The organism is Catellatospora coxensis, from assembly GCF_016862635.1.
Lineage (GTDB): Bacteria > Actinomycetota > Actinomycetes > Mycobacteriales > Micromonosporaceae > Catellatospora > Catellatospora coxensis.
Genome location: NZ_BONI01000052.1, coordinates 60191 through 70702 on the forward strand (window position 1 = coordinate 60191; position 10512 = coordinate 70702).

General features: G+C 68.8%; 9 protein-coding genes. 7 read left to right on the forward strand and 2 right to left on the reverse strand.

The features are described 5' to 3' along the window. Positions 1–43: 43 nt before the first annotated feature. Both Cco03nite_RS27285 and Cco03nite_RS27290 read left to right on the forward strand, forming a co-directional pair. Positions 44–2893, forward strand: coding sequence for a transglycosylase domain-containing protein (locus Cco03nite_RS27285; protein ID WP_203695074.1), 2850 nt, complete (start codon positions 44–46; stop codon positions 2891–2893). Between the two features lie 104 nt (positions 2894–2997). Next, positions 2998–4425: a glycosyltransferase family 87 protein gene (locus Cco03nite_RS27290; RefSeq protein WP_203695075.1), complete on the forward strand. Its 1428-nt coding sequence runs from the start codon at positions 2998–3000 to the stop codon at positions 4423–4425. 81 nt (positions 4426–4506) lie between these two features. Here the strand turns inward: Cco03nite_RS27290 and Cco03nite_RS27295 are convergent, their stop codons facing one another. Then, positions 4507–6387, reverse strand: coding sequence for a hypothetical protein (locus Cco03nite_RS27295; protein WP_203695076.1), 1881 nt, complete (start codon positions 6385–6387; stop codon positions 4507–4509). 10 nt (positions 6388–6397) lie between these two features. Then, the gene (locus Cco03nite_RS27300) at positions 6398–7183 is read right to left on the reverse strand and encodes a deoxyribonuclease IV (RefSeq protein ID WP_203695078.1); all 786 of its coding nucleotides are present in this window, start codon (positions 7181–7183) and stop codon (positions 6398–6400) included. Positions 7184–7363: 180 nt separating this feature from the next. Here Cco03nite_RS27300 and Cco03nite_RS27305 point away from each other — a divergent pair, with 180 nt between their 5' ends. The 5 genes from Cco03nite_RS27305 (at position 7364) to rplI (ending at position 10360) form a co-directional block, all read left to right on the forward strand. Continuing rightward, positions 7364–8197, forward strand: coding sequence for a hypothetical protein (locus Cco03nite_RS27305; RefSeq protein ID WP_203695080.1), 834 nt, complete (start codon positions 7364–7366; stop codon positions 8195–8197). 502 nt (positions 8198–8699) lie between these two features. Then, positions 8700–8990 carry a 30S ribosomal protein S6 gene (gene rpsF, locus Cco03nite_RS27310; RefSeq protein ID WP_120317645.1) on the forward strand — a complete coding sequence of 97 codons (291 nt, stop codon included), beginning with the start codon at positions 8700–8702 and terminating at the stop codon, positions 8988–8990. A 98-nt stretch (positions 8991–9088) separates the two neighbouring features. Then, positions 9089–9604 carry a single-stranded DNA-binding protein gene (locus Cco03nite_RS27315; RefSeq protein WP_203695082.1) on the forward strand — a complete coding sequence of 172 codons (516 nt, stop codon included), beginning with the start codon at positions 9089–9091 and terminating at the stop codon, positions 9602–9604. Positions 9605–9656: 52 nt separating this feature from the next. Further along, positions 9657–9896 (forward strand): 30S ribosomal protein S18, encoded by a 240-nt coding sequence (rpsR, locus tag Cco03nite_RS27320; protein WP_120317647.1) that lies wholly within the window; start codon positions 9657–9659, stop codon positions 9894–9896. 14 nt (positions 9897–9910) lie between these two features. Further along, entirely contained in the window at positions 9911–10360 is a 450-nt protein-coding gene (gene rplI / locus Cco03nite_RS27325; protein WP_120317648.1) for a 50S ribosomal protein L9, read from the forward strand. Positions 10361–10512: the final 152 nt, after the last annotated feature.

Genomic DNA, 10512 nt, shown 5'->3' on the forward strand with positions numbered 1-10512 from the left:
CGGGTATGACGACGAGCAATATCGTCAGTCATACCCGGCCCCCGTGCAGAATTCGGGCCGCGCCTCGGTGCCATCCGACGACTACGGCTACGACTACTCGTCGAGCAACCAGGCGGACCACGGGCAGTACTCCGCCAACGGCGGATACGGCCAGGGCGGCGGCTACGGCAGCGCGGACCAGAACGGCTACGACCAGGGCTACGGCCAGGCCCCGGTGAACCCCCCGATCAGCCCGGCTGCCGGGCGCGCGACGGTCGGCGCCTCCGCCGGGCGGGCGAGCGTCGGCGGTGCGGCCGGGCGGGCGAGCGTCGGCGCTCCCGCCGGGCGGGCGACCGTCGGCGGCCGGGCCAGCGTGCGCCCCGCGGGCCTCGACATGGAGGACGGCGAGCAGCCGGCCGGCAAGGGCAAGGGTGCCAAAGCCGGTAAAGGCGGCAAGTCCGGCAAGAAGAAACGTAACAAGCTCACCATCGCGCTCGCCTCGGTGGCAGTGCTGATCATGCTCGCCGGCGGCGGGATGATCGCGTTCACCTCGTTCCTGAGCGGCGTGCCCGAACCGGGCGAGTTCAAGACGCAGGAGAACACCCTGATCTTCGCCTCCGACGGCAAGACGCAGGTCGCGCAGCTCGGCACGGAGAACCGTCGCATCGTCGACATGAAGGTGCTCGACAAGAAGATCAAGGACACCCTGATCGCGGGCGAGGACCAGGAGTTCTACAACCACGACGGCATCGACCTGTGGGGTATCGCGCGTGCCGCGTGGAACAACCTCACCGGCGGCGCCACCCAGGGCGCCTCGACGATCACCCAGCAGTACGCGCGTGCCGCGGCGCAGGACCTCGAGGTCAGCTACGCCCGTAAGCTGCGCGAGGCGGTCTGGGCGCGGGAGCTGGAGCAGGAGTACTCGAAGGACGAGATCCTCGGCTTCTACGTCAACACCGCCTACTTCGGCCGCGGGGCGACCGGCGTGGGCGCGGCGGCCAAGGCGTACTTCGGTCCCGGTGTCGACGCGGAGAAGCTGACCATCGCCCAGGCGGCGCTGCTCGGCGCGGTGCTGAAGCAGCCCGAGCCGCAGTGCGGCGACGTGGAGCTCAAGGACTGCCAGTACAAGGGCTACGACCCGCAGAACGACGAGGCCGCCGCCAAGGACCGCTGGAACTATGTGCTCAACAGCGTGGTGAAGATGAACACGCTGACCCAGGCCGAGGTGGATCAGGTCAAGGCTGAGGGCTTCCCGAAGACGGTCGCGTTCACGCCCGGCGGCAAGAACAACGCCACCTGGGGCATCAAGGGCACCAGCTACGGGCCGATGATCAATTACATCAAGAAGGAGATGGAGACTCCGGAGGTCAAGAAGGCGCTGGAGGCCATCGGCATCACCGACTGGAAGAACGGTGGTCTCAAGATCACCCTCACCATCGACCCCAAGGCGCAGGCGGAACTGGAGAAGCGGCTCCGCCGGGAATACGTGGTCATCGAGGTCTGCAAGGACAAGAAGAACAAGGTCGTCCCCTTCACCATCGCCGAGGACGGGAAGACGAGGCTGGGCAAGGACGGCAAGCCGCTGGCGGTGGATCTGAAGACGTCCGACCCGAAGAAGATCACCTGCGGACCCCAGGTCGACAAGGAGACCACTCCGAAGACCTCGATGCTGAACAGGTACCCCAAGAACGTCACCGCGGCCGCCGTGGCGATCAACCCGCAGACCGGAGCGGTGCTCTCCTACTACGGCGGCATGGACGGCACCACGTACGACAAGGCCGGCAAGAACGGCGAGGGCGGTCCGTTCGTCGGCGGCGGGCACTCCCCCGCGTCTTCGTTCAAGATCTACACGCTGGCCGCGGCGGTCCAGGCGGGCGTGTCGGTGGAATCGCACTGGGATCCGACCCCCTTCAAGCCGAAGGGCTCCAAGACGGAGATCCGCAACGCGGGACGCGACGGCGCCGACGCGGGCTGCCACACGAACTGCACCCTCAAGCTGATGGCGCAGAAGTCGTACAACGTGCCCTTCTACAAGGTCACCGAGAAGATCGGCCCGGCAGCGGTGCTCGACATGGCGGCCAAGGCCGGCGTCAGCATGATCTGGGACGACGGAAACAAGGCGTACGACCTCACCAAGAAGAAGGGGAGCGAGGTTCCGCTCGGCCCCCACGTCGGCTTCGGCCAGTACCCGATCACCGTGCTGGACCACGCCTCGGGCATCGCCACCTTCGCGGCGAACGGCATCTACAACAAGCCGCACTTCGTCGCCAAGGTCGAGCGCAAGATGACCGAGGACGGCAAGAGCGTGTGGAAGCCGGTCCCCGGCACCGGCCCGAAGATCAAGGGCAAGCAGACCATCGACCCGAAGGTCGTCGGCGAGGTCAACGCCGTGCTGAAGAACTACAGCGGCACGAGGCTGAGCAACCGCGACTCGATCTCCAAGTCGGGCACCTGGCAGGCCGGCAACCAGTGGGCCGGGCAGAACTCCAGCGCCTGGTACGTCGGCTACACGCCGCAGATCGCGACCGCGGTCTGGGTCGGCAACTACGTGAACGAGTCCGAGCCGATCAAGGATCCCGGTGGTGGCAAGATCGGCAGTGGTGACCTGCCGAAGGACATCTGGACCGGGTTCATGAACAAGGCCAACGAGCTGCTCAAGTTCGGCCCCAAGCCGATCGAGCAGGGCTGCGGCGGCTGCATCGGCGACCAGGACGCCGGCGACGGCAAGGAGACCACGCCGACCCCGGACCCGGGCGCCTGCTTCCTCAACCCGAACCAGCCGGGCTGCGAGAACCAGCCGGGCGGACCGGGCGGACCGGGCGGTCCTGGCAACAACCCGAACCCCTCGCCCACGCCGTCGGGCACCGGGGGTGGTGGGATCTGCATCCCGAAACCAGGCAAACCTTGTCCATGACAGCCGATTGACGAAGAGGGGCCCCTGCGGGGGTCCCTCTTCGTTTCCAGGCGGTACGCGGGGCTTGCTGCACTTCCCAGAATTCTGAGGCAGGATGTCGGGCTATGAGTGATGTTCGTGAGCACGTGGTGTCGCCCGCCAGGGAGGACGGCTTCGTCCGGGGCCTGGCCGAGGCCATCGGCGGACCGCGTGGTGAGCATGCCGTGCCCGAGACGCCGTCGCGCGGCGGGCGGTTCTGGACGGCCGCGCGGATCGTGCTCGCGCTCACCTGCCTGACCCTGGCGCTGCACTGGGTCCAGAAATCGCCCTGCCGGGACGGGGCCTGGGCCGACTACAAGCAGTACACCCACTTCTGCTACACCGACGTGCTCGCGCTGTACTACGCCGAGCACCTCAACGAGGGCGCGGTGCCCTACGTCGACTACCCGGTGGAGTACCCGGTGCTGACCGGCGCGTTCATGGGCGCGCTGGGCCTGCCGATCCACGCGCTCGGCGAGAAGAACAGCGCGATCCCGCAGGCGACGCTGTTCTACGACACCAACGCGTTCGTGCTCAGCCTGTTCGCCATCGCCTCGGTCGCCATGATCCTGTCGCTGCGACGGCGCAGACCCTGGGACGCGGCGCTGTTCGCGCTGTCCCCGGTGCTGCTGGTCACCGCGACGGTCAACTGGGACCTGCTGGCCATCGTGCTGGCGGTGGCCGGGATATGGCTGTGGGCGAAGAAGTATCCGGTCGCGGCGGGGGTGATGCTCGGCCTCGGTATGGCGGCCAAACTCTGGCCGGCCTTCCTGTTCCTGCCCATCCTGATCGTCGCCGTGCGCTCGCGGCAGTACGCGGCGCTGGTCAACTCGGTCGCGGCGGGCGTGATCGCCTGGCTGGCGGTGAACGTGCCGGTCATGCTGATCAACTTTGAGAACTGGCGGCGCTTCCTCGACCTCAACTCCGAACGCATCATCGACTGGGGCACGTCCTGGTACGTCGGCCGCCACTTCGACCCGTTCGGGCTGGAGCTGTGGAACAACGTCCCGCTGGTGACGAACCTGTCGCTCGCGCTGTTCGCACTGTGCTGCGTTGGCCTGCTCGTGTTCGGCCTGCGGGTGAAGACGCCGCCGCGGCTGGCGCAGCTGGCGTTCGTGGTCGTCGCGGTCTTCCTGATCACCAACAAGGTGTGGTCGCAGCAGTTCACGCTGTGGCTGCTGCCGCTGCTGGTGCTGGCTCGCCCGAAGTGGCCCGCGTTCCTGGCCTGGCAGCTCGCCGAGGTCTGCTACTTCGTCGCCTTCTACGGCGAGCTGATGGGCGCGTCGGGCAAGCAGGTCTTCGACGAGTGGGTGTTCGTCTTCGCCTCGATGATGCGGCTGGGGACCGTGATCCTGCTCGTGGTGCTGGTGATCCGCGAGATGATCCACCCGGAGCTCGACGTGGTGCGGCAGGCGTACGCCGACAGCGACACCCCCGACCCGGACGGCGGTCCGGCCAACGAGCCGCTGGAAGCCGACCCGGCGAGCAGCCGGCCGGTCCCCGCGGTCGCCTGACGGCTGTCCGAGCGACGCAAGCGAGAGCCCCCGTCGCCCGGAATCGACTCCGGGTGACGGGGGCTCCGTCGTGCCTGCCGCCTACGACAGCGTGAAGACCACCGCGTCCGGGGCGTCGACGCGCTGCACGCCGAGGCCGTCCGCGGGGGCGGTCAGGGCCGGCTCGTACGGCGTGCCCTTGGCCTCCTCCCGCAGCACCAGCACGGTCTTGACGCCGAGCTCGCGCAGCCGGTTCACGCTCGCCTGGTCGGGGAACGTCTTGGTCAGCTCCCGGACCTCATTGAGCGTGGTCGGGGTGAAGCCGCTGTTGCCGTTGACGATCGGCTCCAACCGGTCCGTCGACCAGACCATCACCTTCATGTCCATCAGCGGGTCGCTGGGCAGCACCAGCATCGGGGCCTGCGCCGTGGCCATGGACGGCGGCTGCAGCGGCACCACCGGGTGCTCGGTGACGTTCAGGCCCTCGGCCACCACCAGCAGCAGCGGCAGGAACGTGGCCAGCCGCAGCAGCGGGTGCGGCCGGGACGGCACCCGGTCCTCCGACACCGTCTTGGCCTGCTCGACGAACGCGGTCACCGCCCCGGCGGCCAGGATCGCCAGCAGCAGCGTCGTCCAGATGACGAGCCGGCCGGGGGTGCGGATGCCGCTCCAGCCCGGCAGGATGTCGTACAGGGTCATGTAGCCGGGACGGCCGCCGAAGAACTTCGTGCCCATGGCCAGGATCACCGACAGCACGACGCCGCTGAACAGCAGCATCCGCTTGCGCAGCGTCCAGGCCGACATGACCAGGCCGGCGAAGGCGAGGCCGTACAGCACGAAACCGGGCAGCAGGCTGGTCTCCCCCGCCGCGCCGCCCAGCACCTCCCGCGCTCCGGAGTGCGCCTCCCCCCACGGCATGGACTGGGCGGGGCTGGTGAAGAAGCCCAGGATCGGCGGGGAGTAGAAGTCGACCTCCCAGTCCGAGCGCTCGGCGTACGGGTGCAGCTCCACGACCTTGAAGTAGGCCAGCGCGATCAGGCCGCCGACCGCGGCGAACACCAGGCCGCCGACCGCGTCCGCGGTGAACAGCTTCCAGCCGAACGGCTTCGGCTCGCTCCAGACCCACCTGCTGCGCACGAAGTAGGTGATCGCGCTGACCAGCACGATGCCCGCAAGCACGTACGCGAACGGCAGGCCGATGCCGAAGCCGAGGCTGATCTGCCAGGCGGCGACCAGCCAGCCGGCCAGCGCCCAGCCGGGTTTGCGCAGCTCCGGCCGGTAGCCGTGGCGCAGCGAGAAGCCGTGGCCGCGGGCCAGCATCGCCAGCGCGAGGGCGATGCCGCCGACCGACATCACGTGCATGTGCCCGGCCTGCGCCAGCCGCCACGGCGCGTACGCGAACGCCGCGCCCGCCACGGCCGCCCCGGTCTTGCCCGAGCCGAGCTGCCGGAGCAGCACGTACGCCCCGAAGAAGGCGAGCGCGTGCAGCAGCACGTACATGACGTTGTAGCGGACGAGCGCGGCCTCCAGCCCGGTGCCGAACAGGCCGGCCGGGGCGTAACCGAGCAGGGTGTCGGAGAAGGCGAAGCTGTACTTCTCCGGGTAGAAGCTGTTCGAGTGCCACAGCTGCGACCAGTCGGTCTTCAGCACGTGCCCGGACCACGCCATCTGCCATGCCTGCAGGGTGGGATCACCGGTGTCCTGCGGGATCGTGTACGCCGGATAGCGCAGGGTGGGCCACGTCATCGCCACGGCGAGCGCCAGCGACGCGTACGCGGCCAGCGCCCACTCGTGCAGCAGCACGAAGCGCGTGCCCCGCAGCGTGCGGCGCACCCGGGTCGGCGTCTCCTCCTCCGTGTCCGGGCTGAAGCGGGCGAAGGCGTCCTCCTCGACCGGCTCCGGCTCGGGTGCGGCGTGGCGAGGGGCAACCGGTTCCTTGACGGCGGTCGGCTCCTTGGCGGGCGCGGCGTCGGTCCCGTTCACAGGTTCCCCTCTACTGGTGTGCGCGCAGGTACGCGATGTCGGCGGACTGACCCTCCACCCCGCCTGGCGTCTCCACCACGGCGGGCGCGCCGGCGGCGCGCACCACGGCGGCCACCAGCTCGGGGTCGATCATCCCGGGTTCGTTGTTCGTGACTGTCAGATTGTCGTGCCGATCGCGGCCGGAGTCGAATCCATCTCGCGATCCGTTCGCATGCACGAGATCGATCCGCCCTGTGATGGCCTTCACCCGGTCCACGATGTCCAGCAGCTTCTCGCCGCCCGCGTGGGCGTGGCAGGTGTCCAGGCAGAAGCCCACGCCGAACTCGCCGACCGCGTCCCAGAGCCGGGCCAGCTCGTCGAAGCGCCGCGCGCAGGCGTTGTCGCCGCCGGCGGTGTTCTCGATCAGTACTCGGGTCGGCAGGCCGCCCTTGTCCTGCGCCTGCTGCAGCGCCTTGCGCCAGTTGTCGATGCCGACCGCGACTTCCTCGCCCTTGTTGACGTGGCCGCCGTGCACGATGAGGCCGCTGGCGCCCACCGTGGCCGCCGCTGCGGCGTGCTGGGCGAGCAACTTGCGGCTGGGGATCCGGATGCGGTTGTTCGTCGATGCGAGATTGAGCACATAAGGGGCGTGCACGAAGATCTCCACCGAACTGGCGCGCAGCGCCTCGGCGTCCGGCCGGGTCTCCGGGGCCTTCCAGCCCTGCGGATCGGCGAGGAAGAACTGTACGACGTCGGCGTTGCGCGCGGTCGCCTCAGCTAGTGGATCTTCATAATCGACGTGAGCCCCGATAAGCATTCGACCAGTATTACCGCTCCGCGCGGCGGGCGCTGCGGTCGCATGCGCAACCGGAGCCGGTTTGTTGCGTTGATTTCAATGCCGCACCGTGCTCCCCCAGCCGGGGAACTGCGAGGCGTGCCTCCTCGCCCCCCGCGAGGCGACCGGATCCGGGGCGCACGCCCCAGGGGGAGATGCGTCATGTCGTACGCCATCCGTCGGCGAGCCGCGGCCTTCGCGGCGGCCGGCCTTCTCGCGGGCCTGCCACTGCTCGGCGCCAGCCCGGCCGGCGCCGTGGAGCCCGAGGCGGCGCCCGGCGTCAGCTTCAGCGGCGGCGGTCTGGGCCTGCTGCTGTGCGGCTCCAAGCCGGCGACCACGAAGATCACCGTCGCGGCGGAGTCGAAGGTGCGCCTCACCAACGGCCTGGGCCAGGGCGCGACCCTGCAGATCGACGGCAAGGACAGCGCGGACGTCGCCGACGGCGAGACGGTCGAGGTGCAGTTCCACCGCGGTCCGGTCAAGGTCGCCATGGTGCCCGAGTGCCTGCTGAACCTGAACCCGACCTTCGAGCCGCTGACGGTCGAGGTCACCAGCCGGTCGACGTCGACCCCGTCCGGCTCCGGGTCCGGCTCGACCAGCGGGCAGGGCAGCAGCAGCGGGTCGACGCCCACCCGCAAGCCGTCCGCGAAGCCCAGCCCGACGAAGGCGGCGAGCCAGCCGGGCACCAGCCGCTCGACCAGCCGCAACGACACTCCGGCCCCGGCCGACGAGCACCCCGAGGTGACCGAGCCCACGGAGACGCTGTTCCCCGTGCCCGGTGACGGCGACGGCCAGGGAGTGCAGGAGTCCCCGCCTGCGGCGGTGGTCGGTGGCAGCGGAGAGATGCTCGACGCGAACCGGCTGTCCTCGACGTCCCCCGACAAGGGGCCAATCGGACTTCTAGCAATTATTGCGACAGTGTGTGTCGTTGGTGTGTCAGCCGGGGCAATCCGCGCTATTATCGCTCAGCGAGCAACTCGGGCAGAGTTCGCGTAGTATTACAGATACTCCGCGGGGCGTTCTCTCCAACATCGTCGGTGTGGTCGTTCCTCCCCAGGTCCCACCCAGCAGTTCGGAAAGAGCGCCCCGCGGTCCTCCTCACCAGACGCGGTCACCTGGATCAGGTGACCGCGTCTCGCCGTCTGTCGACATCCCGACGCCGGCCGCCGCCCGCCGCCGCGTCGCGCGCGTCCGCGGGGCGCTTGATCGTCCGACTTGCCGGGCAATCGGGCGTATCTTGACTGCTCATACGCCCATCTGCCTGGCAAGTCGGACGATCTCCGCCAGGTCGGGCGGCCCCTGCCCGGCGGGCGGGACGTGGCGGTGGGGCGGCGACGGCGGGCACGGCCGGGCGACCAGGTAACATAGCCGGGTTCCGTGTGCCGCGGGCAGATCCCGCGGCATTCGCATGGAACGACGCAGACCTCCTGCTACGGACAGTCCGTAGCCGAAGAGGCCGGTCACCGGCCTCGCCAAGCCCATAGGAGGTGAGTACGTCTTGCGTCACTACGAAGTAATGGTGATCCTCGACCCCAGTCTCGAGGAGCGCACCGTTGCCCCGTCCCTGGACACGTACCTCAACGTGATCCGGACCTCGGGTGGTTCGGTCGAGAAGCTCGACGTGTGGGGCCGTCGCCGGCTCTCCTTCGAGATCAACAAGAAGGCCGAGGGCATCTACGCCGTCATCGACCTGCAGGCCACGCCTGCGGCCGTTGCCGAGCTGGACCGCCAGCTGCGACTCAACGAGTCCGTGCTGCGCACCAAGGTCATCCGTCCGGAAGTTCGCTGACCTTCCCGACACCCGCGACGCCCGGACCACTTCACGTGTGCTGTCGCATCCCTGTGGGAACCTTTGCGGCAGAACAAATGTGAACCGAGGAGAAGGTCATGGCTGGAGAAACCACCATCACGGTCATCGGCAATCTTGTCGACGACCCTGTGCTGCGCTTCACCCCGTCGGGTGCGGCTGTGGCGAACTTCCGTCTCGCTTCGACCCCCCGCACGCTGGACCGCGCGTCCGGCGAGTGGAAGGACGGCGAGCCGCTCTTCCTGTCGTGCAACATGTGGCGGCAGATGGCGGAGAACGTAGCCGAGTCGCTGCAGAAGGGCTCCCGCGTCATCGTCTCCGGACGGCTGCGCCAGCGGTCGTACGAGACGAAGGAAGGCGAGAAGCGCACGGTCTACGAGCTGGAAGTCGACGAGATCGGCCCGTCGCTGCGGTACGCCACGGCGAAGGTGCAGAGGATGTCGCGTTCCGGCGGCGGAGGCGGTGGGGGCTACGGCTCCGGCTCCAGCGGCGGCGGCAACAGCTCCGGCGGCGGAGGCTTCTCCGACGACCCGTGGGCGACGGCTGCTCCTGCAGGCGGTTCGGGTGGCAATTTCGACGACGAGCCACCGTTCTGACAGGTGACCGTGCACGGTCCCCGGTCAGTGGAAACAGACTGAGGTAGAGATCATGGCGAAGGCTGCGGCCCTGCGCAAACCGAAGAAGAAGGTGAACCCGCTCGACAAGGAGGGGATCACCTACATCGACTACAAGGACACCGCGCTGCTGCGCAAGTTCATCTCCGACCGCGGCAAGATCCGCGCTCGGCGGGTGACCGGCGTGACCACGCAGCAGCAGCGGCAGATCGCCCGTGCGGTCAAGAACGCCCGCGAGATGGCGCTCCTGCCGTACACCACCACCGGTCGCTGAGAGGAGGGCACCTGATGAAGATCATTCTGACGCACGAGGTGTCCGGTCTCGGCACTCCCGGCGACATCGTTGAGGTCAAGGACGGCTTCGGCCGTAACTACCTGCTCCCCCAGGGTTTCGCGATCCTGTGGACCAAGGGCGCCGAGAAGCAGGTCGAGTCGATCAAGCGGGCCCGTGGGGCTCGTGAGGTCCGCGACCTGGGCCACGCCAACGAGATCAAGTCGCAGCTCGAGGGCCTGAAGGTCACCCTGTCGGCGCGTGCCGGCCAGGGCGGCCGCCTGTTCGGCTCGGTCACCGCGAACGAGGTCGCCGAGGCGGTCAAGACCGCGGGCGGCCCGGCGCTGGACAAGCGCAAGATCGAGCTGCCGGCCGCGATCAAGTCGACCGGTGGCTACACGGTGCAGATCAAGCTGCACCCGGACGTGACCGCCAAGTTCAACCTGAACGTGGTCGCGGCCAAGTAAGACCCCGCAACACCACAGCAGGCCCCCGGACCACTCGGTCCGGGGGCCTGCTGCCGTCTCGCGCCCCGCGCCCGCGCCCCGCGCCCCGCGCCGCAACTCTGAAGGAGTTGCGGCCTCGCGGGGCTGTCGAAGCCGCGACTGTTTAAGAGGCT

What these genes read in the sequence shown, in the direction of transcription:
- Cco03nite_RS27315 (WP_203695082.1), top strand. Translation starts at nt 9,089, where the DNA reads ATGGCTGGAGAAACCACCATCACGGTCATCGGCAATCTTGTCGACGAC.
- Cco03nite_RS27305 (WP_203695080.1), top strand. Translation starts at nt 7,364, where the DNA reads ATGTCGTACGCCATCCGTCGGCGAGCCGCGGCCTTCGCGGCGGCCGGC.
- rpsR (WP_120317647.1), top strand. Translation starts at nt 9,657, where the DNA reads ATGGCGAAGGCTGCGGCCCTGCGCAAACCGAAGAAGAAGGTGAACCCG.
- Cco03nite_RS27290 (WP_203695075.1), top strand. Translation starts at nt 2,998, where the DNA reads ATGAGTGATGTTCGTGAGCACGTGGTGTCGCCCGCCAGGGAGGACGGC.
- rplI (WP_120317648.1), top strand. Translation starts at nt 9,911, where the DNA reads ATGAAGATCATTCTGACGCACGAGGTGTCCGGTCTCGGCACTCCCGGC.
- Cco03nite_RS27300 (WP_203695078.1), bottom strand. Translation starts at nt 7,183, where the DNA reads ATGCTTATCGGGGCTCACGTCGATTATGAAGATCCACTAGCTGAGGCG.